Annotated in this window: 21 protein-coding genes, 1 tRNA gene and 1 pseudogene; 11 read left to right on the forward strand and 12 right to left on the reverse strand. The window is 42.8% G+C overall.

Going from position 1 to position 24,701, the window contains the following annotated elements:
• Positions 1-172: 172 nt before the first annotated feature.
• The 9 genes and pseudogenes from H7844_09190 (at position 173) to H7844_09230 (ending at position 8,659) form a co-directional block, all read left to right on the forward strand.
• Entirely contained in the window at positions 173-1,630 is a 1,458-nt protein-coding gene (locus H7844_09190; protein MEO5357459.1) for a glycosyltransferase family 39 protein, read from the forward strand.
• A 112-nt stretch (positions 1,631-1,742) separates the two neighbouring features.
• Entirely contained in the window at positions 1,743-2,465 is a 723-nt protein-coding gene (locus H7844_09195; GenBank protein MEO5357460.1) for a hypothetical protein, read from the forward strand.
• A 30-nt stretch (positions 2,466-2,495) separates the two neighbouring features.
• Positions 2,496-5,042 carry a dynamin family protein gene (locus tag H7844_09200; protein MEO5357461.1) on the forward strand — a complete coding sequence of 849 codons (2,547 nt, stop codon included), beginning with the start codon at positions 2,496-2,498 and terminating at the stop codon, positions 5,040-5,042.
• A 149-nt stretch (positions 5,043-5,191) separates the two neighbouring features.
• Positions 5,192-5,599 carry a redoxin domain-containing protein gene (locus H7844_09205; GenBank protein ID MEO5357462.1) on the forward strand — a complete coding sequence of 136 codons (408 nt, stop codon included), beginning with the start codon at positions 5,192-5,194 and terminating at the stop codon, positions 5,597-5,599.
• A 78-nt stretch (positions 5,600-5,677) separates the two neighbouring features.
• A pseudogene (crtI, locus tag H7844_09210) lies at positions 5,678-7,165 on the forward strand (phytoene desaturase family protein).
• Positions 7,166-7,291: 126 nt separating this feature from the next.
• Positions 7,292-7,588, forward strand: coding sequence for a sulfurtransferase complex subunit TusB (gene tusB / locus H7844_09215; GenBank protein ID MEO5357463.1), 297 nt, complete (start codon positions 7,292-7,294; stop codon positions 7,586-7,588).
• A gap of 8 nt (positions 7,589-7,596) precedes the next feature.
• On the forward strand, positions 7,597-7,956 hold the full coding sequence (locus tag H7844_09220) for a DsrE family protein (protein ID MEO5357464.1): 360 nt from the start codon (positions 7,597-7,599) through the stop codon (positions 7,954-7,956).
• Between the two features lies 1 nt (position 7,957).
• Complete coding sequence (locus H7844_09225) at positions 7,958-8,371, forward strand: DsrE family protein (protein ID MEO5357465.1); 414 nt, start codon at positions 7,958-7,960, stop codon at positions 8,369-8,371.
• A gap of 33 nt (positions 8,372-8,404) precedes the next feature.
• Positions 8,405-8,659: a sulfurtransferase TusA family protein gene (locus H7844_09230; GenBank protein ID MEO5357466.1), complete on the forward strand. Its 255-nt coding sequence runs from the start codon at positions 8,405-8,407 to the stop codon at positions 8,657-8,659.
• A 30-nt stretch (positions 8,660-8,689) separates the two neighbouring features.
• Here H7844_09230 and H7844_09235 read toward each other — a convergent pair whose 3' ends face one another.
• The 5 genes from H7844_09235 to lpxC form a co-directional block, all read right to left on the reverse strand.
• Positions 8,690-9,544: a TIGR02757 family protein gene (locus tag H7844_09235; protein ID MEO5357467.1), complete on the reverse strand. Its 855-nt coding sequence runs from the start codon at positions 9,542-9,544 to the stop codon at positions 8,690-8,692.
• Positions 9,545-9,677: 133 nt separating this feature from the next.
• A complete protein-coding gene (gene ruvC / locus H7844_09240) occupies positions 9,678-10,166 on the reverse strand; it encodes a crossover junction endodeoxyribonuclease RuvC (GenBank protein MEO5357468.1) in 489 nt (162 codons plus the stop codon).
• Positions 10,166-10,765, reverse strand: a complete 600-nt coding sequence (locus H7844_09245; GenBank protein ID MEO5357469.1) for a D-sedoheptulose 7-phosphate isomerase — start codon at positions 10,763-10,765, stop codon at positions 10,166-10,168. Before H7844_09245 ends, ruvC begins: the two co-directional genes overlap by 1 nt.
• A 131-nt stretch (positions 10,766-10,896) precedes the next feature.
• A complete protein-coding gene (gene argH / locus H7844_09250) occupies positions 10,897-12,300 on the reverse strand; it encodes an argininosuccinate lyase (protein MEO5357470.1) in 1,404 nt (467 codons plus the stop codon).
• Positions 12,301-12,439: 139 nt separating this feature from the next.
• Positions 12,440-13,333 (reverse strand): UDP-3-O-acyl-N-acetylglucosamine deacetylase, encoded by an 894-nt coding sequence (gene lpxC, locus H7844_09255; protein ID MEO5357471.1) that lies wholly within the window; start codon positions 13,331-13,333, stop codon positions 12,440-12,442.
• A gap of 378 nt (positions 13,334-13,711) precedes the next feature.
• On the opposite strand from lpxC, the gene H7844_09260 reads away from it, so the two are divergent.
• Together H7844_09260 and glgX are read left to right on the forward strand one after the other, a co-directional pair.
• The gene (locus tag H7844_09260) at positions 13,712-15,688 is read left to right on the forward strand and encodes a 4-alpha-glucanotransferase (protein ID MEO5357472.1); all 1,977 of its coding nucleotides are present in this window, start codon (positions 13,712-13,714) and stop codon (positions 15,686-15,688) included.
• 36 nt (positions 15,689-15,724) lie between these two features.
• On the forward strand, positions 15,725-17,833 hold the full coding sequence (gene glgX / locus H7844_09265; GenBank protein ID MEO5357473.1) for a glycogen debranching protein GlgX: 2,109 nt from the start codon (positions 15,725-15,727) through the stop codon (positions 17,831-17,833).
• 158 nt (positions 17,834-17,991) lie between these two features.
• On the opposite strand, the gene H7844_09270 is transcribed toward glgX, so the two are convergent.
• From H7844_09270 to rpsU, 7 genes are all read right to left on the reverse strand, one after another.
• Positions 17,992-19,338, reverse strand: coding sequence for an amidohydrolase (locus tag H7844_09270; protein MEO5357474.1), 1,347 nt, complete (start codon positions 19,336-19,338; stop codon positions 17,992-17,994).
• Positions 19,335-19,673: a hypothetical protein gene (locus tag H7844_09275; GenBank protein MEO5357475.1), complete on the reverse strand. Its 339-nt coding sequence runs from the start codon at positions 19,671-19,673 to the stop codon at positions 19,335-19,337. The genes H7844_09270 and H7844_09275 overlap by 4 nt, the downstream gene beginning before the upstream one ends.
• Before the next feature lie 116 nt (positions 19,674-19,789).
• Positions 19,790-20,245: a hypothetical protein gene (locus H7844_09280; protein ID MEO5357476.1), complete on the reverse strand. Its 456-nt coding sequence runs from the start codon at positions 20,243-20,245 to the stop codon at positions 19,790-19,792.
• 170 nt (positions 20,246-20,415) lie between these two features.
• The gene (locus H7844_09285; GenBank protein MEO5357477.1) at positions 20,416-21,132 is read right to left on the reverse strand and encodes a C4-type zinc ribbon domain-containing protein; all 717 of its coding nucleotides are present in this window, start codon (positions 21,130-21,132) and stop codon (positions 20,416-20,418) included.
• 31 nt (positions 21,133-21,163) lie between these two features.
• Positions 21,164-21,239 (reverse strand) — tRNA-Ile (locus H7844_09290).
• Between the two features lie 98 nt (positions 21,240-21,337).
• Complete coding sequence (gene dnaG / locus H7844_09295) at positions 21,338-23,038, reverse strand: DNA primase (GenBank protein ID MEO5357478.1); 1,701 nt, start codon at positions 23,036-23,038, stop codon at positions 21,338-21,340.
• A gap of 366 nt (positions 23,039-23,404) precedes the next feature.
• Positions 23,405-23,599, reverse strand: a complete 195-nt coding sequence (gene rpsU, locus H7844_09300; protein MEO5357479.1) for a 30S ribosomal protein S21 — start codon at positions 23,597-23,599, stop codon at positions 23,405-23,407.
• Between the last annotated feature and the right edge of the window lie 1,102 nt (positions 23,600-24,701).

Here is a 24,701-nt window from a genome sequence, read left to right on the forward strand (position 1 = left end):
TAAGCCGCCTAAACACATATAAAAAGCCGAGGGGATCGAGGAGAAATCATTACCCCTTGTGGGATAGGGTTTAAGGGAAATGGGCAAAGCCCTTTCCCTTATTAAATTGCTTTTTTGAAAGCAAACAGGTATCACTCTTGTTTAAAGGTTCTCCTTGTGCAGCGGCAGGAAGATGATTAAACAGTTTTATAAATATTCTGCTTCCGTTATTTTACTCATAGTTACCGTTTTTGTTTTACTTCAGAGCCCTTTGGCTCCTTTTGCCAATAATGTTGTTATTGCCGACTCAGGGGTTTTTATTTATTGCGCTAAGGAGATCATTAGCGGTAAGCTGATTTACAAAGAAGTTTTTGACCATAAAGGCCCCGTAATTTATTTAATCAATATTATCGGGCTGACAATCCTAAATGGTAATTTGACAGGAATCTGGCTGATTGAAGTGATTTCTTTATTCCTTGCAGCTCTGTATATGTTTAAAACGCTGAGGTTTTTTTACGATGATACTGTGGCCGTAATCTCTGTGGTATTTCTCTTACTTACTCTGACTCCGCTTCTTGAGGGCGGAAATCTTACCGAGGAATATGCCCTGCCCTTTACGGCTCTCTCCGGTTATATCCTGACAGGTTATACCGCAAGGCAAAGAACGATGGGTTACACTGATACACTGCTTGTGGCAGTCTGCTTTACACTCACCTTCCTTTTACGCCCCAATCTTGTCCCACTTTGGGTCGGCTTTGCTGTAGTTATTTGTTTCAGTTTAATCAGGGAAAGAAAGTATAACGATGTCCTTCGTTATAGTCTTACAGCTATTACAGGAGTTTTTTTAACAGTTTTACCCTTTATAGTATATGCGGTGAAGAAAAACATTCTGTCCGATGCAATATTCTGTTTTTGGGAATTTAATATTGCATACTCTAACACCACATTAGCTAAAATCATCTCCGGCGCATATAAATCCACAGAAAGTGTTAGTAAAACATCTTTAATGATACTCGTCTTTATTTATATGTGGCATGTTGCTTTGAACTTTAAAAAGCAAGACAATAAACCTTTGCACACAGCCGTTTTTCTGAATATTTTTCTTACGATGTTTATTAGTTGCGGATTGTCTGACAGGGGGTTTGACCACTATGCAATTGCCTATATACCTGTTGTATGTGTTGCTGTGGCAATGTGCTTTTCAGCAATTTCTAAATATGCCAAAACAGTTATTTTTCCGGTTGGAATTATGTTAATTTTAACGTGGCATGCGCTTGTAATGCATTATTATTTAATTAACTACGCTTATATACCAAAACCGTACATAACGCAAGTCGTAAACTTTATTCAAAACACTACAGGGAAAGATGACAGGATAGCCGTAATCGGTAATGATTCCAAGCTGTACTTTATGTCTGAACGTGCCTCATGCTCAAAGTACCACTATCTAAGTACCATTTTACACGTTGCAGAAGTTAGTAATGTAATATTGCGGGAATTTTGCAGCGACTTAACCACAAAGAGACCTAAACTGATTGTGGTTGAAAGCCGGTTGAATATGGTCGGCTGCATAGCGGAAACTATTGCCGGTGATTATAACTTAAAAGTGAAATCCAGAGACGGCTCGATGGTGATTTACTCCCTGAAATGATTTCACAATCCGCACTATAGACATTACTGATAAAATAAGCTATAATTCACTGCAGCGGCCGCTGAAAACTATACGGTTGGCCGGCAATGATTATACAGACATGAGGAAGAGGATGAATAACGATTACTACATTGATGTTGTAACAAAAAATATACTTTCCACATTGTCCGGGCACATCTCAAGTGCCGTCTCAGGACAGTTACAAAAAGTTATGGAGCTGACAACGGCTCAACTGGAGATTAAATTTCTTACAATACTTGAAAGGTTAAATAAAAACCTGAATGACTCAATTGAAGAGAGCAAAAGTATTCTTAAAAACCAGTCGGTGGAAATCACTAATCTTAAAACCGAACTGAACCACATTAAGCAGAAAATAGACGCCGCCAATACTACCCAACTTGATTCACTTGCAAAGTCCGTGGAAGAGCAGTTAAAAACCCTTCCGGACAAATTTCAAAACTCTACAGTGCAACTTGAAAAACAGATGCAGAAAACCAACGAAATTATGGATGTTATCAGAGGCAGTGTCGGCGAGATCAAAAGAGATACCGCTGCTTCTATGGAAAGTACCGTCAAAGAACTTATCGGATTGCTTCAAAGCATGAAGTCCGTAACCGGTGAGACAATAAAAGACTCTCTTACAGCGGAAATAAAAAAGATAGAAACATCATTTTCAGCAAACAAAGCAGAGATGCTGACAATACTACGGACGATATTTGAAAGTGAACTGCGAGGTGTCGATCTTTTGGCTCAACGTGCACAAAACAACAAAATGGAGCTCAGGGACAAGCTCTCGGCAATAGAACAAATGTTTGGCGGTTCATCACAGTCCTGATAAACAGAAGTTTTATTATGGGAATTTAACATGGAAAAAGAAGAGAGCAAAATACAAAGTTTTCTAAGTGAGACTTCTAAAATAGTCTCAGACCTGAAGGCTTTGAAACTTGACCAGTTTACAAACAGAATACACAATTTAGAACAAAATATAAATTCATTTTCCGTCCACACAATAAAAAGCGGCCTTGTAGGAATAACGAGTTCAGGGAAATCATCCGTATTAAATATCCTGCTTGGTACAGGGACAAAGATATTAAAAGAGCAGAGCAAGGCAACGACAAACATGTTGGTGTTCTGTTCAAAAGCCTCAGAGCCAACACTTGAAATCATGTTTGAGGATGAAAAGCGTTTAAAGAAAACCGGTGATGAGGTATTGCAGGAATCCATCTGGAAGTATAGCTCTGAGGACGAAAACCCCGGCAATAAGTACAGCATTAAGTATATAAAACTTGGGCTGCCTTCTTTTATGCTTGGTGACAACATAGAACTGGCCGACACCCCGGGACTCGATGCTTACGGGCTTAAAGAGCATGAGGACCTGACATTAAGAGAGTTTCTGCCGCAGGCTGATTTAATCATATACTTGTCTTCAATCAGAAGCCCGATGAAAGAAGCGGACAGAAAGATACTGAACAAAATAATGGATGCCGACCAGAAAATCATATTCGTTCAAACATGCAAGGGGGCGGTAGTTGACAGCTCGTTGGGCAGAGACGCCTCAGATACAATTGAGTCACGTCTGGATAGTTTTAAAGAGGACTTTGAAAAGCTCATACGGCCATACGCAAGTTTGAAGGACGCTCCCATTGCTCAGGTTGAGACCACCACCGCCACTCAGTATTTTAAAAATAAGGATAATGCCGTATGGGCGGAGTCGGGCTTTGAGGAATTGATATACATTATTAAGGCGGTGGCAAAGCAGCTCCAGTACGAATATACGATAAGAAACCTCAGAAAAGTAGTGGATGAGGTAAATGCCCTTATTGCTTTGGTGCTAGGGGTTGGAAAAGCGGAAGCGGAGAAAAAAACCAGTATTGAAGAGCAAATCAAAAAGCTCGATAAATATAAAAAGTACTATGAGCGGATTAAACACACAAAAGAGCAGGTGGTTACTATCTGGAGCCAAAAGATGGATTATAACAGCTTATATACTGTTTATGAGCGTGAACTATCCAGAATGTTTGCATCCCGTTATGACTTCAATTATTTGCGCGATACCGAGTTTACCATGAAAACAAATGAAATCGGTGAAAAGATGTATGAAATCAAGGCCAGCATGTTGGATAATCTCGATAATGCAAGAAATAAATTCAAAGAGTACTTTGACGACCTCGGCCTTGACGTAAGGCGTACGGATATTCAAAACACAACAGTAAAGAGCTTCTTTTTGCCGAATATGAAAAAGAGACGTGTCTCTGAAGCTGTCGGGTCCTCGGCAAAGTCCTTATTAAGCAAAAGTGGTGAGAGTGCGCCGGAGTATATAGATAAGTCTCAGTTTATAAAGGATCTGAAAGGCTCTATGGAGATGTTTTTTATGCCGCTTATAGAGCATCTGCAGTGGTGGGACAAAACCGTTACAACATCGTTTGTCGAGCCGCTTACTAAAAAAATCAGCAGCATAGAAGACGACATTACAAACATCGATAAGGTTAGTGATTTTGATAAAGAACAGTACAGAAAACTAATGGAGATAAGCAAAGCTCTGCATAGCAAAGTCAGAGAGGTTGCAGACCTTTGCAGCATGGAGTTTATAGAGCAGGCTTTTCCGGTCTATACTAAAAAAACATATACCCGTGAAAAGAACTTAGTCTTTACCAACCTGTTTTTGCAGATGTGTAACCGCTTTTATGAGTCCATGTTTCATAATTACTACTTTAAGAAGATATCCGGGCTGTCGGCAAACGACAAAAAAACAATTATCTTGACAGACCAGAGCTTTGCACAACATGTTAATTTCCTCAGCAGGCTGTTACGGATTGAGCCTGAGGATGCCGGGCGTTTGCGTAACCTCACAGTGCCCTATGTGCTTAATCCGCAAAATCCTGTTACAGACATAGACAGCTTGACTATAAAAGGGGAATTTTCGGATAGTCTGACTTTTTTTGTAATTGGAAATAATGAGAAATCATTGTCATTTATAAAATCCGGTAGTCTTTTTGAACAGGCGGATGTAATTCAGGTAATGATAGACGACCTGCACAGGGTCGGCTCCGCCCTGGTGGATTTAGTGGAGAGAAATCAGTTTTTTGACTTCTTTAAGACACATAAAAATAAACTGCTCATGACCTACTCAGGAGGTGCGTATTTTCAAAAAAACCGGCTTCACATTATGGTAGTGGAGGCAATAGCCGAGATCAATAAAATATTTGGCAATACGGATATTCATTGGTTTATATATGAGGGTTACGAGATCAGGTATAATTATTTTTACGAAATAGCCGGAGGGATGACGCCTGAGAGTTCAGAGCCGGAGGATTGTCTTAAAATATGGAAAAATCAATGTCTGCCGCTGGATGAACCATTTACAGAGGACATCCTGCTGGAGCAGTTTGCGGAGCTTTCCTCAGCCATATGATGAAATATGGCAGCATTGCTCCTGACTCAAAGGTGCTTCTGTCAGAGGGTACAGAAGTGCAGTTAAGCCGGTTGTGGCTTCAGGGCACAATAGTGCTTGTGTTTTTGCGGCATTTCGGATGACCGTTTTGCAAGGAACAGGCTGTGCAGTTGCACAGAGAAAGGCGGCACTTTGATGCTCTTGGCATTAACATAATACTTGTTGGCATGGGCACACTCAAGCAGGCGGAGTTGTTCCGTAAGGTCCACGGCATTACATTTACGATAATATGCGACCCTCATAAGAATCTCTACAGGGCGTATCAGCTCCACAGCGCAGGCGTAACCGGCATTGTATCTCCAAGGGTATTAATAAGCGGCCTGAGGGCCTTAGGAAAAGGACATCTTCCCGGAGTGCCCGCAGGGGATGTCCTTCAACTCTCAGGAGTGTTCATAATAGACGTTAACGCCGTCATAAGATATGCACACTACTCAAAAAATATTGCAGACCACCCCTCTGCAGGTGAACTCCTGCGTGATATTTACAGACTGGGTATCCACAGTGGTGGCGCAGAGTGAAATAAAGGGGTCAAGGGGGTTGCGCTCCCTTGTGAGAGGGGATTTTAAGCACTCTTTTTTCTCTGTTACATGAAAAAGAAAATCATAATTATAGGAGCTGGGCCGGGCGGGTTGGCTACGGCTATGTTGTTGCTTTATAAGGGCTACGATGTAACAGTTTATGAAAAGGAAAAGTCTGTCGGGGGCAGGACGGGCAGACTTATTATTGATGATTACGTTTTCGACATAGGGCCCACGTTTTTAATGATGCCTCAGTACATGGAGGGGCTTTTTACGCTTGCCGGGGCCGACCTGAAAGACTATGTGGAGATTAAGGCGCTGGATCCGTTGTACCGGCTAAAGTTTGATGACGGCACGGAGTTTTTTCCTTCAACAAATACAGATAAAACAATAGCCGAAATAAGGCGGCTGTTTCCTGCGGAAGTGGATAATTATCTAAAATTTAAGGAACTAGAACACTACAGATTCAGACGCATAGAGCGGTGTTTTAAAGAGCCTTACGACAGCCTGTATGATTTTCTGAGACCCCATTTTATAGAGGCTCTTCCTCAAATGGATGTATTTAACACTCTGAGAAACAGACTGGAAAAGTATTTTACTGATGAGAAGATGCGGTTGGCAATGTCATTTCAGACAAAATACATTGGGATGTCACCGTGGCGGGCGCCGTCGGCTTATACATTAATTTCATTTATAGAACATACGTGGGGAATCGCACACGTAACGGGAGGGTTAAACCGTTTAACGCTTGCTATGGCATCTGTTGTTGAAAAATATGGCGGCAAGATTCACACTTCAACCGCAGTAAAACAGATTTTACGAAAGGATAAAAAAGCTGTGGGAGTGCTTTTAGAAAATGGTGAGAGGGACTACTCCGGCTATGTAATAATAAATGCGGATTTTGCCTATGCAATGTCAAATTTAATGGGGAAGCGGAAAAAATATACCGATAATGACTTGCAAAGGCGTGACTATTCGTGTTCAGCGTTTATGGTGTATCTTGGCATTGACAAGAAGTATGACATGCCTCACCACAACCTTATTTTCGGCAGCGGCTTTAAGGGGCAAATGGATGATATAACAATGACGCTGAAACCCTCATCCACGGCCTTTGCATACATTCAAAATCCCTCTGTTACAGACAGCACTTTGGCGCCGGAGGGGAAATCCTCAGTTTATATATTGGTGCCTGTGCCAAATAATAAGGCTCAAATTAACTGGGGTGCAGTAAGGCAGGATTTCAGAGATCAAGTATTGGATTTTATTGGTAAATCCACGGAGCTCAAGGGCATTGAAGACCACATTGAGGTGGAGAGAGTACTAACACCTGATGACTGGGAAAAGGACTTTAACATATACAATGGTGCGGTGTTTAACCTTAGCCATGATTTAAGCCAGATGTTTTACTTCAGGCCGCACAACAGGTCTGAGGAGTTGTCAAATTGCTACATAGCCGGAGGCGGGACACATCCCGGCAGCGGCCTGCCAAATATCTGTATATCCTCAATAATCACAGCTGAGCTGCTTATCAAAGACGACACTGGCAGGGGTTATTTCCAGTTCTAATTCAATTTACTTTTTTTTAGTTAAGCCTGCCTGTTGACAATTTTATCTTCCAATTGTTTTAATTAGAGGGTTGTTTGAAATAACTGTGGTAGTTAAATAAAAGCAATATTTAAGGGGGGTGTATTTATGAAGTTAGGGGTATTTGTCAGTGAATATGGCACAAAGAACGATACCCTCGAAAGGCTGAAAACGGATTTTCTGGGAATAGTGCTGGTGCAAAACGGAGTCTATAATGCTGTGGTTAGTGAAAACGGGCAGAGCTCACCGGTTCTTGGGAAAGGTACGAAAATATATGCTCTTTCGGAGGATTTGCAGGTAAGAGGATTTGATCCATCAAAGGTCACATCCGGTGTAACGGTCGTGGATTACAGCGGGCTTGTGGATTTAATTTTTAACGATTTTGAAAAATTAATCTGGCTATAGGGGGTACAATGAGCAAATTAACTATAGGATGTTTTTCATCCCTGGTGGGTTCCATGACTTTGGATTTTGCTGTGAAGCTTGCCGAGGCGGCCAGAGAAAAAGGCCACGATGTTGATATGTGGCTTTCGGGCAACGGCACTATGCTTTCAAAGAAGGGGCAGCGCACTTTTAAGGATTATTCATCACTTGAGAAAACCATGACCGATCTGGTTGCCGGTGGAATGACTGTTGTTGCCTGCGAGGCTTGTGCCGAGGCCAGGGGGTACCATAAAGAAGACCTTATTGACAAATTTGGCAGAAAAAGCATGGACTGGTATCTGGCAAGTTGTTATAATGCCGACCGGGTACTTCATATAGGAGGTGAGTAGGATGTCGGCGATTAAGAAGATAACTTTCATTGTTGATAAATTGCCGTATAAGGGTGAAAGTTCAAGGCTGGCCCTCACCCATTGCATAGCAAGCCAAACCGTGGAGATACATCTTGAGGAGGACGAAAACGTTGAACCTGTGCTGGCCTTTGTCGGAAACGGCGTTTTAAATTGTTTAAAAAACCAAGACGCCAATACATATGGCGTCTCCACACTGGAATCTCACATTAAAAACGCTCTGCTTACCGATATCAAGGTGCTGATTTGTGAGGAAGACATCAAAAGACTTGGCCTTACCGAGGACACCCTGATTATGGATGCCGAGGACCTGGGCGCCGATATGACCACCCAGATTGTCCCATTTAGCGAGATTATGGCTGAGATGGAATCATCTGTCCACTTAATGTATTTTTAAGTATAAAAAATTTGCCTTTGGAGGTAACACTATATGGGTGATTTAAGAGCGGAGGAGCCCACTGAGGTCCTGGATGTTTTAGGAAGGGTGTGCCCCTATCCCTTGGTATTAACCAAGAAAAAAATGGAAAAAATGGAAAAAGACACACTTCTTAAAGTTCTCTGTGACGCCCCGGCCTCTGCCGAGGACTCCATTCCAAAATATGCTGAAAAACAGGGCTTTGGGTTTGACTCCGTTAAGGTCGAGGATAAAGGCCACTGGGAACTGTACATTAAAAAAACCAAATAGCAGCAGGTTTTTAATAATTACTGAATATTTTTAGTAATGGGAAGGGCTTTGTCCTTCCCTTACTGAATTAAGGGAACAATTATTGCAGGCATCGGCTTGCCGTATTGCCTTACATGAGCCTGAGATGCCGTGGTGGCAGAGGGCAAAGTCGTATCTTAACGGATCCTGCGGATTAAGACCACAGAGCGCCTGAGTTATCTCAACAGCGGCTTTCCAGTCATTACTTTTTCTCTTTGTAAGTCCAAGGCAGCGTGCCACCTTTGATATATGCGTATCAAGTGGAATCACAAGAGCTGATGCCGGTATCTCAGGCCACAGTCCAAAATCAATATCTCCGCTGCGCACCATCCACCTCAGATACATATTAACTCTCTTACAAGCGCTTCCCTTAGCAGGGTCAGGGAAAAATTGCAGAAAACCATCCGATTTTTTACCACTACCGTAAACCGGCTCCGTATCCACTCTTTGCGCGTATTGAACAAAACCGTGTATTGAACCATAAATACCGCCTGTAAAATTACTCACAAAAAGATTCCTTACAGAGCCATAGTTTTTTAATATTTCGCTGATAACAAATAACAGAGCCAACACATCCTCATTACGGTTAAATCTGTACGAAATGCCGGAAAACAAGTCTTTGTGGGTTTTAACGTCAAAATTTAACAGAAACTCCGCCGGAGTCTTCCCCATTTTCTGAAGAATCAGCCGTATTACCGGCTTAAACAGAGTTACCTTGCCGTAGCTTAAAGAGGCCGCTATGAGGCCGGAGACTTCAATATCAGCATGGGTTTTATACATCATAGGAAACTCAATTGGGTCGTTTAAAACCCTTCCTTTAAAATCAAAAGAATCATAAAACCCGTCAAGAAGCTCTTTAAGACTCATACCACGTTGCATTCAAAAGAGTAACGAGGCGGCAAGGAGAAAGCGACACAGGTGTACTATTTCGTACATCAAGGAGCTTTCGACGATGCCAACAAAGTTAATCGAATGAATGCAATTTGGTATCACTGTGGGGTTAAAGCCCCTTTAACTTCAAAGAATTCATGTGGCAAATGGCAACAGCCAGAGCGTCTGAGCTGTCAAATGCAATATCGTATTTTATGTTTAAAATGGCTTTAACCATATGAAGCACCTGATTTTTATCAGCCTTACCGTAGCCGCTTACCGCCTTTTTTATTTCAAGGGCGGAGTACTCAGACACGGTTAATCCGTCTAAAGAGGCGCAGAGCATGGCCACAGCTCTGGCATGGCCCAGGTGCAGGGCTGATATAAAATTCCTTGCATTAAAAACCTTCTCGATAGCCATTTCACCGGGGTGAGTGTCGCTTATGATTTCTCTTAATTTTTCAAAAATGAATTTTAAACGTTGGGGCAGCGGGTTTTTAGCCGGAGGGGAAATCCGCCCTGTGCATATCAGGCGCAGTGAGGTTCCCTCAGTTTGTAAAACGCCATAGCCACAATGCACACTTCCTGGGTCAATGCCGATTACGGTTGCCTGCGCCATTAATGTTTGGATTTTTTAGTTGGAAATTGAAACAAAATCTCCTCAACAAGCTGGCATAGCACGTGAGCCAGCGTGATGTGAGTTTCCTGAATGCGTGCCGTGTCGGTTGAGGGCACAACAAACGGATGTGTGGATTTTTCCGCTAATTTAACTCCTTTTTCACCGGTAAAGGCTATAACGATTACTTTCTTCTTGTTCGCCACATCCACGGCTTTAAGTACGTTTTTAGAGCCGCCGCTTGTGCTTATAGCAACTGCGATGTCACCCTCCTGTGAGAGGCTTTTCATCTGCCGGGCAAAGACCTCCGAAAAATCGTAATCATTTCCTATGGAGGTTATCACAGCCATGTCGGTATTAAGCGCTATGGCAGGCAACCCGGGACGTTCGCACTTAAACCGGTTGACAAACTCCGCCGCTATATGAGAGGCATCCGTTGCCGAGCCGCCGTTACCAAACAGCAGTATCTTCCTGCCGTTGGAAAACGCACCTGCTATGGCCTTAGCTACCTCTTCTATTCTGTCCATATTTTCCGAGAAAAACCTCTCCTTGACATCAATGCTGTCTTTTACACACTTCTGGATTGTTTCCTTTATCGTCATTTTACCCCCGGCTTAGTTACGTTATCTGCGGTATCCCTAAGTGTCGGAGGCCCTTTTTTCCCGCAGGAAAGAATTAACGTAAACATCGTTAGTGAAGCCATTATTATAATAAGTGCTCGTTTTATCATCATCTATTTCTTCCTTTTCAGGCTCTTCCCCTTAGTTTTCAGCAATTCCTTAAACCTTACAATTTGCCTTTGTACCTCAGCAGTGGAAGTACCCCCATATGAGTTCTTATTATTGACGGCGGCCAGTAACTCCAGACACTCATAAACATCCTCTTCTATATTATTGGAAAATGACTTAAAAACGTCAAGAGTGATTTTTTCCATGGTTTTGCTGTTTTCTATGCAGTATTTTACAATATTACCGGTAATTTCATGCGCCTCTCTGAAAGGTACTCCCTTTCTCACTAAATATTCAGCCAAATCGGTGGCAAGGGAAAACCCTGAGTCCGCAGTTTCGTGAAGTCTGTCTGAGTTAAATTTTATATGGTGAAACATTTCATTAATTATCTGAAGTGACGCTGCTGTGGTGTCACAGGCGTCAAAGAGCGAAATCTTATCCTCCTGCATGTCACGGTTATATGTAAGTGGGAGCGCCTTCATTACGGTTAGTATTGCCATAAGGGAGCCATAGAGACGCCCTGTCTTACCACGAATCAACTCAGCCACATCAGGATTCTTTTTCTGCGGCATTATGCTTGAGCCCGTGGTGTAGGCATCTGATATCTCTATGAAGGAAAACTCCTTAGAGTTCCATAAAATCAGCTCCTCCGCCATACGGCTTAAGTGCATCATTATGATGCAGCAGTGTGAAATAAACTCAATCACAAAGTCCCTGTCTGATACTGCATCCATGCTATTTTCTGAAATACGGGCAAAATTCAACTCCCTTGCCACAGAGGCTCTGTCAATATTTAAAGTTGTCCCCGACATGGCACAAGCGCCCAGAGGCAACGTGTTGATACGTTTCAGGCAATCGCTTAATCTCTCCTTATCACGCTGAAACATCTCCGCATAAGCCATCAGATGGTGCGCAAGCAAGACAGGCTGCGCCCGCTGGAGATGCGTGTAGCCGGGCATTATAATGCTTAGATGTTTCTCTGAAATATCCACCAGCGTGTGTTGAAAGTTTACGATTCTTGAAATAATTGTTTGAACCTCATCTCTGAGATAAAGCCTCAGGTCAAGGGCAACCTGATCGTTGCGGGAGCGGGCGGTGTGGAGCTTCCTGCCGGAGCCTGGGTACATATCCGTAAGGGCACTCTCTATATTCATGTGGATGTCCTCAAGTTCAACTTTAAAATTAAACTTGCCGGCTGCTATCTGTTTTGCTATTTTTCTTAATCCGGTGACAATCTCCCTTGCTTGCCGTTGAGTTATGATACCCTGCTTGGCAAGCATTTTTGCATGTGCCGTGCTTCCCGTTATGTCGTAAGGCCAAAGGCGTTTGTCAAAAGATATAGATTCTGTAAAAGTCTCCACGCTTTTTGCCACACCTTCCGTAAACCTGCCGCCCCACAATTTTTTCATACGGGGAATGATATACTTTTAATTGTATTGTGGTCAATATGTATAAATCTTTTCAGCTCCAGTTACCAAGCAGAGAATTATCCAACCAAAATAAATAACCTTATTCATGATTTTATAATGGATTTAGATGGTATAAAAATTATGTATAGCTTAAGCTAAAGACGGGATATGCGGACTCTTCAACCTGTTCGGTTACAACTTCCCAACAATCATGAGAGGAAAGCAGCGTACTGAGAAACTTTATATTCGACGTGTGTCCGGACTTATCCGCTACGATATGCCCCAATATGGGAAAACCGGAAAGGGCAAAGTCGCCTATACTGTCAAGTATTTTATGTCTTACACATTCGTTTGCAAATCTCAGCCCTGTCTCATTAATAACATCACTGTCGCTGAATATCACAGCATTTTGTAGCGACACACCCTTTGCAAGACCGTGCAGGCGGAAATACTCCTCATCCTTTAAAAACCCAAAAGTCCTTGCCGGAGCTATGTCCCTTATAAAGGTGTCCTCATTAAGATCAAGAGAAAAAAACTGCTCGCCCAGAAAATGATTGGGGAAAAACAATCTGAATGATATCTTCCTGCCGTCATAAGGATAGACGGTAACTGAGGAGTTTCTGTCTTCAAATACAACCGGTTTTAGTATCTTGATATACGGCATTTTCTTTTTTTGTTTTTTAATACCGGCATTCGTCAGAAGGTTTACAAGCTCAATTGCGCTTCCATCTAAAATCGGGATTTCAGGACCCTCGACCTCTATTGTTACATTATCAATTGAAAGAGCGGAAAGGACGGCCAGAATATGCTCAACTGTCCTGATCTGTGCTCTTTCGTTACCTATGGTAGTGGCAAATACCGTATCAGTCACCGTCCCTAAGTTTGCAAAAAAAGAAGCGTTTTTACAAGGCCGGTGAAAAACTATTCCATGGTCTTCGGAGGCCGGATACACACTTGCCCTGCAATAAACACCTGTGTGCAACCCCACACCCTCAAATGCCACTTCTCTCTTTATCGTTCTCTGATATCTCATAAACCTGTATAGATTATGCAAATTATATGCCACAACAAAAACCCTTTAAAAACGTCATTCTTTTACTAAAACATGTATAAAAAACAGGATTATTGTGTTACAAACGACACAATCTGTCAATTCTATAATCTCTGACACCTAATACCCCAAGTTGCATTCAATCGTCTAACTTTGAGACACCTCCGCCGCAGCCACGGCCGGGTAGTGCGATTATATCATAAAAGCCGCAGCAGGAAACTATACCGTTAAAAAACGCAGTCCGGCAAAACCAAAATATCCTGAGCAACCCCCTTTCTAATGATGACCGTTTTATGTTAGAATGCCAAACAGTGGGGTTTACCATGAAAAAACATAATACTTTAGGAAAAGAGGTGTTTTATGAAATTTGGAAAAATAACGAGGTTTCTAACTGGAGTAGCTATCCCTGTTTTTTCCATTAAAACGGAGGACAACTGCGGCATCGGAGATTTTATTGACTTAATAAAGTTTGCACAGTGGTGCAAAAGGGCCAATATTGACGTTATTCAGATACTTCCGGTTAACGACACCGGTATGGACTCATCCCCTTATAATGCTCTCAGTGCTTTTGCTCTCCATCCGATATACATAAAACTGGATGCGCTTACAGAGAGCGGCCTGAAATGGCTGGACAGTTTCACCTCTGAAATCACTGAGGCTAAGGAGCGTCTGAATGCCCTGCCACGGGTTGATTACATGGAAGTACGTTCATTTAAAGAGGCTATGCTAAGAAAAATCTACACCCATAACGAAAAACAAATAAAAAGCTCAAAAGCCCTCACGCAGTGGATATCGGAAAACCCCTGGGTAAAGCCCTATGCTGTTTACCGTGCAATTAAGGACACTTACGAATTCGATACATGGCTTAACTGGGAAATAATGAGAGACCCCACAGAGGCGGATTTAAATAAGTACTGGAATGAACATGAAACGGATGTGATGTTTTTTGCCTGGGTACAGCTTGAATTGGAAAAGCAGCTTATCAAGGCGGCAAAGAGCATCGAAGATATGGGATTGAGACTAAAGGGAGATATCCCTATCTTGATAAACGAGGACAGCGCGGATGTTTGGTACGAAAGGCGGCTGTTTGATTTAAGCGGAAGAGCCGGGGCGCCGCCGGATATGTTTTCAGACATTGGTCAAAACTGGGGCTTCCCGTGCTACAACTGGGATGCGTTGAAGAAAGAAGACTACAGCTTCTGGCGTGCAAGACTCAGGCAGGCCGCCAAATTTTACCATGCCTACCGTATAGACCATGTCCTTGGATTTTTCCGTATATGGAAAATTCCGGCCACTGAGGCCACAGGAAGGCTTGGTTACTTCGACCCATGTGCCGAAATATCCATAAATGACATCAAGAACACCGGGTTTTCCGATTTTCAGGTACACTCATTCGCTAACCCTGTCTTTACAAAATCATACCTCAGAAGTTACTTTGGAAACTCATCGGAGTACGTTATAAATTCCTATTTTAAAGAGGACAATGAAGGGAATTTTGTTTTTAACTCCGCTGTAAACGGCGAGAAGGCAATTATAGCCCTCAAGGAGGGCGATGACATTAAAAATAAACTCCTTGATCTGTACCGTGACCGCCTGTTGGTTCAACCCAAAGCCGGTGTGGATGCGTATCAGCCCTCGTGGTTTTACTACAGAAGCAGGGCATTTCACAATATGGACGACGGGCAGCGCTACAGGGTGCGTGAGCTAATTGACAGGACTACCGCCAAAAATGAAGAGATATGGGCTGAAAACGCCGCGACACTTCTGACCATGATGTGCGAGACCACAGACATGCTTGTCTGTGCAGAGGATCTGGGAGCAGTGCCTAAGTGTGTTGCCGGGGTGTTGGGAGGACTTAGCATTCTGAGCCTCAGGGTTGAGCGCTGGGCCAGGGAATACCACATTGAGTCAGCTCCATATATTGATCCGGGCAGTTATCCAAGATTAAGCGTCTGCTCACCCTCTGTACACGACACATCAGTTTTAAGGGGCTGGTGGGAAGAGGGCAATTGGGACAGAAATCAGTATTATTCACTTCTGCATTTGCACCATGGGTGTCCAAACCACCTGTCCACTGAGGTTGCAGCAGCAATAATAAGAAGAAACATGCGCTCCAACTCTATGCTGGCTATCTTTCCGCTTCAGGACCTGTTGGCCCTTCATGATGATTTGAGAATGCCCCTGCCCGAGGATGAAAGAGTAAATGTCCCAGGTACAGTTGGCGCCTCTAACTGGTCTTTCCGCATGAAAGACCCGGTGGAGAGGCTGCTGGATTACGACAATTATACGAATTACCTTAGAAGTTTTGCTGAGGAGCGCAGAAGCCGCCCGTTCTAAAATAAAACACTATATCAATGAAAGGATACGTTTTATATGAAACCCCTTGAAAACACTAAGGGCAAGCGTCTGTCCAAAAAGGGCGGACTTGAAATCTTCAGAGGCAGCCCTAACCCTCTGGGCTCTATGGTCAGGCAAGGCGGCATTAATTTTGCCATTTTTTCAAAACACGCCACTGATGTCATACTCCTAATCTATACATCAGGAGAAAGAGAGCCACTTGCCGAGATACCGTTGGATTCACAGTACAATAAGACCGGGGATGTTTGGCACGTCTTTGTAAAAGGCCTCTATACAATGACAAGGTACGGCTACATAATAGAGCGTGACCCTAATGACAACCCCGATGTGCACAGGTTCTGCTGCGGTAATGTGCTTGCAGACCCATACGCTAAGGCCCTTTCCGGGTCATCTGAGTGGGGTAAACTTTACAGACGCAGGGGAGAGGATATTAAGGAGTCCCCATACAATATTCGCCGCTCACTGGTTATTGAGGATGACTTCGACTGGGGCTACGACGCACCGTTGAACATACCGATGAAGGACTCCATAATTTACGAAATGCACGTCAGGGGTTTTACAGTTGATAAATCCTCCAAAGTACAGTGTCCCGGCACGTATCGCGGAGTTATTGAGAAAATCCCCTATTTGAAGGAGCTGGGTATTACCGCCATTGAATTACTTCCTATTATGGAATTTGAAGAGATTGACTCAGACCGAGTAAATCCGGCAACAGGGGACCGTTTGTTTAATTACTGGGGCTACCAGCCAATATCGTTTTTTGCTCCAAAGGCCTCGTATGCGTGTGAAAGCAGAAACGGGCTGCAGGTCAGGGAATTTAAGTCGATGGTAAAAGCACTTCATGAAGCCGGCATTGAGGTGATTCTTGATGTGGTATTTAACCACACGGCGGAGGGTAACGAGCGCGGGCCGTCGTTTTCCTTTAAAGGCATTGATAATTCCATCTATTACATAGTTGACCCTGCAACGGGGGACTACCATAATTACTCAGGCTGTGGCAATACGTTAAATTGTAATCATCCGGTGGTAAGAAACATGATTTTGGATTGCCTGAGGTATTGGGTTACGGAGATGCATGTGGATGGCTTTAGGTTTGACCTTGCCTCAATACTGGGCAGGGGGCGTGACGGCTCTGTGCTGACTGACCCACCGCTCCTTGAGCGCATAGCCGCTGACCCGATACTGGCCAATACAAAATTAATAGCCGAGGCCTGGGACGCCGCAGGGCTTTATCAGGTCGGTTCATTTCCAAACTGGGGGCGCTGGGCGGAGTGGAACGGCAAATTCAGAGACGATGTGAGGCGTTTTGTGCGGGGCGAGAAGGGCTTTGTCGAGGCCATGATGCTGCGTCTGATAGGCTCTCCCGATCTTTATAAAATAAGCGGACGTGAGCCCTACCACAGTATAAATTTTGTGACATGTCATGATGGATTTACACTTAACGATCTAGTCTGCTATGACTGGAAGCACAACGAAAGCAACGGCGAGGATAACCGTGACGGCGCCAATGACAACTGGAGCTGGAATTGTGGCTGGGAGGGGCAAACTGATAACGAAGAGATTAAGAGGTTAAGAAAGCGGCAGATGAAAAACTTTGCAGCAATTCTTCTCCTTTCCCATGGAGTGCCTATGATCCTATCCGGTGATGAAATAGCAAGGTCGCAGGGCGGTAACAACAATGCCTACTGTCAGGACAACATAATTAGTTGGATGGACTGGACACAATTAGAGGATAATCCTGTCATGTTCCGGTTTTTCAGGGAGTTGATTAAGTTTCGCAAAGAGCATGTAATCTTGCGGCCTGAGAAATTCCACTCTGAGAACATCAGTTGGCATGGCGTTGAAATAAGTAAACCGGATAAATCACAATACTCACGCTCAGTTGCCATGTTTATAGCCGGAAGGGACGTAAGCGGGGATATATACATAATATTGAACACCTACTATGAGTTCCTGACATTTCAATTGCCATCCCCAACATGCTGGAAAAAATGGCACAGGTTTATAGATACAAATCTGGAGGCACCCCATGACATAATGGATGTGGGTTCGGAATTTTACATAAACGAGCAGAATTATTATACGGTGGCACCAAGGTCTATTGTGGTCTTATTGAGTAAATAGTAATGCTCAATAAAGCAAACAGGTTCCAACAACAACAGGGTTTTGTTATAAGATAAAGTTTTTTTGCAAGGGCCATAATGGTTAAGGATTTGTATCAGCTGATACTGATTTCGGTACACTTTTAGCCCTTATACCGGGCTACAGTCAAAAAGGTAAAACTAATATGACTTGCCGATTTTTGTCTCGGCGGCGATTCTGTCTTTCCACCACCTTGCCTTTTCTATTATTTCCCCTTCATCTTTCATCAGACAGACTTTATTTTCCACCGTAAGCTTTCCGTTTATCATAACTGTTTCAACGTCTGAGGCCCTCATAGAATACACTATGAGCGAGTAAATATCATAATAGGGCGTAAGATGAGGTTTATCAAGATTCAGTATAACTAAATCCGCCGTCTTGCCTGCTTTAATGCTGCCTATCGTCTCTGATTTTCCAAGAGCTGTAGCTCCCGATATCGTTGCCATCGTAAGAGCCTCTTTAGCGGTAAGCACAGTGGGGTCATTGTTTACAGCTTTGTGAAGACGGGCGGCTATGGACATCTCGGTAAAAATATCTAGATCATTGTTACTTGCCGCACCATCTGTACCAAAGGCCACGTTCACTCCCCTCTTTAACATACCCACCACGGGCGCTATGCCTGAGGCCAGCTTGAGATTACTCTCCACACAGTGTGATACGCTTACCCCGGCCTCTGAGAGAATATCCACCTCTTTATCACTGACCCAAACACAATGGGCTGCCACCACAGTGCTATCAAGCACCCCTATTGAACTAAGATGCTCCACCGGTGATTTGCCGTATAGCTTTGTAATGTCGGCCACTTCGTGCTGTGTCTCTGAAAGATGCGTATGCAGCGGAAGTCCATAGCGCTCCGATAGTCTTTTCGCTTTCCTGAATGTATCCGGGCCACATGTGTAGGGGGCATGTGGAGACACCGCCGGTGTTATGAGAGTATCTTTATGCCAGTTGTTTATAAAATTCTCCGCATTACTTAAATACCCATCAGCGTTTTTTGCCGAGGCCGTGGGAAAATCCAGAATTCCGGCACCCAGTACCGCCCTCATTCCCATCTCCGTTGTTGTCTTGGCTATGCTTTCTTTAAAAAAATACATGTCGTTATAAGTAGTAATGCCGTTTAGCATCATCTCAAGACAAGCCAGGGTTATGGCATCGGCCACAAACTCCCCGCTTAACCATCTTCCCTCCGCAGGCCAGATATAGCCCTCAAGCCACTCCTTAAGAGGTAAATCATCCGCAAGCCCCCTGAAATAAACCATGGCTGCATGTGTGTGGGTATTTATAAGGCCGGGAATTATCACCCTGCCTTTGCCCCCCAGCACTCTGCCGGCTTTATACTTACTCAATAGCACATCCGCATGACCAACATCTATAATCTTTCCGCCTGAGACGGCAACTACACCGTTTACTATCGGCTTGTGCCCTAACTCCATGGTAAGAACATAATCGCCGGTGATTAAATAATCTACCTCAACACCTGAACTCATGCGTTTCCCCACCTTGCTTCATTGTGAAAGGCTTTAATGGCTGTACTTTGTACTTCCTCAAGCATTTCATTTTTAGTGGCCACAATCAGCTCCACAGTCACTCCCAGTTTGGAGGCCACATCCTTTACCGCCATAGCCCCCTCATAGTGCATCTCCACAATCAGTATCTTTAAGAAGTCATCACTAATGATCTGCTTCAATTGCGCATCACTAACCGTCAGCTTGTTAACCGCCTCCTCATAACCCATACCACTGTCAACATAGCCTTTTAATGTTGTGATTGCATCTTCATATATACGGCTCTCTTCGTTTGTAAACTTATTTACATCAACCACAAGTATTGTCTCCCATCATAATATATAACTCACCAGATTTATCATGTGTGCCGCCGCCACGGAGCGGTCAGTTGCCCCAGGGCCGCTCCAGTTGCTGTTATTGCAATCATGCTTTCTTATTCTTTGCCCTTACCCTTTTCAGCAGGCTTTAACGATTTCATTGGAAACATGTAGAGCTCTTTTGCCGCCTCAAGCACGCCACCCAGATATGTGGTAGTCTCCTCCGTTAAGGATATGCCGGTCTTTTGAACATCTTTTATAAAAGCCTCCCACCCTACATGGTCCCACGTGCCTTTAGTCTTTTTGATAAAAATTATCGTACTTTCCGATATATCCAGCAGAACGTTTTCGAAACCCTTGGTGCTCATAAATGTGCCATAGAGTTTCTTCATTGACTCAAGCATTGAACCCAGATATGACTGCATATCATGGGAAAGATGAAAACCTTGTTTCTGCATTTCGGATAAAAACTCCAGCCATGCCATATGGTCCCACTTGCCACCCTGCAACTCCACAAACTTGCTTGCCCGCTCCATCAGCTCTTCAAATGAATCAAACCCCTTCTTACTCATAAAACATACCCCCGTTATTTTATTTTAATTCCAGAATATGGAACCTCCGTTAAGCTTGCACTACTATATCAGCACTTTCCCGGGTTCATCTGCGCATACGAAAACTATAACAGAGGGTTGTATTATAACTGAACTCAGTAAAAAAAACAATTTACAGCAGCGGAAAAATTCTACTGAGAGTTTTCCTGTTCAAAATAGAGAATCCTTCCACACTGGGGACAGGCCAAAATGCGGTCATTCTTCATCACCTCTACATATAACTGCGGAGGTATGTTCATATTACACCCACAACAAATCTCTGATACCGCTCTTACCACGGCAATACCATTTTTTCTGGTAAGAAGCTTCAAATATCTGTCATAGATTTCTTTGTTAATTTCCTTACTTAGTTTCTTTCTTCTGACAATTAACGCCTCAAGCTCTTTTTCATTGACAGTTTTTTCCTTATTCAAATCAGAAATCTTTTCGTTATACTTTTCCTGCTCCTGACTAAGCAACAGCTCAGACTTTTTTAATGCCTTTTCATTAGATTCCATCTGCTCCATTAGGTTGAGAATGTCATCCTCTATATGCCGTTTCTCTTTTTCTACCTGCTCTATCTCTTTTAAGTGTGTTTTATACTCCTTGTTTGACTTAAGATCGTTGACCCGGCTTTTCATCTTAGTGATACGCCCGGCTTTTTCTTCCGCCTGCAACTCAAGGTCTTTCCTGTGCTTAAGCGCTTTTTCGACGGCTGCTTTCCTCTGAGTTACTTCTAATTTGGCAACATTGAGAGCCTTATCGTACTCAACCACCGCTTTGGGAGTCTTTTCAATAAGAATTTTGATTCTTATTATTTCACTGTCAAGAGCCTGTATCTCTTTAAGGAGACCAATCTCTTCTAACACTTCCCCACCATGAACAACCCCGAGGTCTTAGTGGTGGGCCCACCAGGACTCGAACCTGGGACCAACCGGTTATGAGCCGGTAGCTCTACCAACTGAGCTATGGGCCCTGCTGTTTTATCTTTTGCTGTTGCGTTTTTCATTCTCATATTACAGACAACTTGCCAGTGTAACAAATATTTCTCATCTTTAGCAAGTGATTTTTAAACTATTTTTCCTTACCTGTTTTTATCAGTCTGTTTAATCTTAAAAGCTCCGCCTGTAATACCGCTATCGTTTCAGTATTTTTTAGGTTTTCAGCCATTTTTATCTTACTGTTAATTTCTGAAATTGTCCGTAAATAAATTTTTTTCTTCATATTCTTTAAACAGTCGGAAACATTTTGAACAACATTTTCACTGTCCAGATACGGCTGTACCATAAGAGACGTAATGTAGGAGATTTCATCCTCAGTGCATACAGTCAGCAGGCTGTCAATTGTAGGGGATAGCTGCCCTTCAAATATTGCTGCAAATACCTTTTTTAAAATCCGGCTCTCAAGCATTGAAAGTTCCAGCTCAGCCCGTATCGTCTCCCGTACATCTTCAAATCCCATATAGGCATTAAATAAAATCTCCTCATCAATAAGACATTTCTGTCTTTGGGGAGATGTTTCCTTTTCAGTACCGGTGCTGTTTTTGACGGCTTCTCTTAGAGTAATTTCAGAAATTGCCCCCTTTACTGATAACTCAGTTATCAGCTTGCCTTTTAAAACCGTGTCCTCAACACTCTCTACTGTCCTGTAAATCTCTCTGAGGTTTTCTATCCCTGTTCCTCCGGTAAAAAGCATAAAATCAACAAAACCCATTGCCTGAGAAATCAACGCACTAAGAGCCTGCTGCCCGCTCTTGCGCAAAAGGCTGTCAGGATCATTTTTATCAGGAATTACCACACCTTTAGCTATCAGACCCTTTTTACTTATCAGAGAAATTGTACGCCTTGCAGCCCTGACACCGGCCTCATCACCGTCAAAAAGCACAATCACCTCATCAGCACTGCGCTTAAGCAGCCCTGCGTGCTCCTCTGAAAATGCTGTACCCAGCGGCGCCACCACATTTTTTATTCCATACTGATGGCACATTATTACGTCCAGATAGCCCTCTACTACGATAACAGACCTGACTTTGGAAATTGCATCGTGTGCATGGTTAAGGCCGTAGAGTGTTCTCTTCTTTTTAAAAAGAGGTGTTTCCGATGAGTTTAAATATTTAGGAGGGTTATCATCCATCGCCCTGCCGCCAAAGGCTATTGTCTCACCTTTGAGTGTATCTATTGGAAACATGATTCTGCCTCTGAAGACATCAAATGGAATGTTTTCTCTTATGCTTACCAGTGAGGTCTCCAATATCTTGCCGTCAAGGTGTCCTTTACTCTTCAGATGCATGTATAGCATGTTCTTGCTGAGTGGAGCAAAACCAAGCGAAAACTTCTCTATACTCTCGTCGCTTATTCCTCTTGACCTTAAATAAGTGCCTGCTTTTTCTGATTTCTTAAATATGGAACAAAAAAACTCCCTTGCCTCTGCATGAAGGTTCAGATACTCCTGTCTTCCCTCTGTACCCATTCCCTGTGGATAAAAATTACTGTCAATCTTTACACCTGCCTGTTCACCTAACTGTTTAACAGCATCAAAGTAAGCAAGCCCTTCTTCTTTCATCACAAACGTAAAAATATCGCCGCCGGCTCCGCAACCAAAACAATGAAACACCTGTCTGACCGGACTAACAGTAAAAGAGGGCGTCTTTTCACTGTGAAAAGGACATAAACCCTTAAAATTAGCCCCTGATCTCTTAAGATTCACATACTTGGAAACCACATCAACTATGTCTAAATGAGACTTTATATCTTCTCTGACTCTTTGTAAGTCCATCCTTAACAGTTATCCCTTTTTAGTAGCATTTTCCTTACAAACTGACTTATACCAGGTTGCATTCATCGTCTAACCTCGTTGACTTCGTCAAAAGAAAAGTACGCCTGCGTCGCTTTCTCCCAGCCGCCTGTGCTTACTTCTGACTTCAACTTTGTATTACATAAACATCATCTCCGGTTAATGTTTTTCAAAGGTGCGTCTTTACAGAGGATGTCAATGGAATTTTTAAGACCATAAACTAAGAATACACTATAGAAATGACAAAAAGCAAGAACATTTCTATCCTTGCTTTTTAATGACTACCCAGCTTCACTTTAGTTTTTCTATAGATCAAAATAACCTGCAAATCAATTAGCAATTCGCTGGTTACTGCGATACAGACACACGCTTAGCTGCTTTCTTTCTGGCTGCTATTATCTTCTTCTTTTTCTTGATGCTCGGTTTTTCGTAGTGTTCTCTCCTTTTTATCTCAGACAGGATTCCTTCCTTTTCGCACTGCTTCTTAAATCGCTTAAGAGCAAGCTCAAAGGAATCACTATCCTTGACATTGACCATGGGCATTCATATCCCCCCCCTCTTTCTTTTTTCCAATCATTTTTACAAATAAAGTTACTTTAACACTATAATACTGATTTGTCAATACCTTTTTTATAATAAAATAAATGCCTTTGTAGTTAACTGCATAGGCAATAATAGCAGGCGCTGATAAGTTCTATTGCTAGTGTTGGTCCAGCTATGGTATTTACAATACTAACAGAGCTGACAGAAATCAGGAAATTAAATCAAAAGAGAGATCGGCTCTTGTAGGTGTAGCACCACTTAACAAGGATAGTGGTAAACATCGTGGTAACAGGTTTATCTGGGGAGGCAAAGCACAAGTAAGAGAAATATTGTGTATGTGTACAATTTCAGCAATCAGTTATAATCCAGTTATTAAAGAATTTAATGAAAGACTACGTAAAGCCGGTAAACAATCTAAAGTAGCGATAGTCGCCTGTATGCATAAATTGCTTATTATAATGAATAGCATAGTTAAAAAAAGACAATTATGGTCATCCGGAAAACCGATATAGAGGTAAGCAAAACGAATAAAAGAGTTAAATTAAAGGAGATAAGTAAGAAGTAATACCAAGTTGCATTCATTCGATTAACTTTGTTGGCTTTGTCGAAAGCTCCATCGCTGAGTTTGTGGCTGCTTCTACCCACACAGAACCACAGCAGAGCCAATTATTTTGAATACGGGGGCGCTCCCGATACTGAGTGAGGCGCAACACACCGCTCTGCGGTTAACCCTCCCGGGGGAGGGACGCTTACGAGGGTGGGCGTAATAAGCACTCTTTAAAACATTGTTACAGTTTAAATATTAGCTTGCTGACAATGAAAATCAACGGTTAAAGGCTATATTACCTATTATAAACATTTTACTCTTCTACAGTTCTTTTGATTGGCACACTGTTTATATATAACATAGTTTTGAATATCATCATTTTTTAAAAATTTTACTTGACATCACGGTTGCTTTAGGGGAGACGCCCCTGAGTAAGCGTCAAGTTAGCCCCACCCGTGATTTTATAGCATAAGATTATGGTCAATATATTGTGGGAGCAAGAGTTTGTAATCATTTTCATCTTTAGCATAAGGCAGATGTTCAAATATGTATGTC

The organism is Nitrospirae bacterium YQR-1 (assembly GCA_039908095.1).
Classification (GTDB): domain Bacteria; phylum Nitrospirota; class Thermodesulfovibrionia; order Thermodesulfovibrionales; family Magnetobacteriaceae; genus Magnetomonas.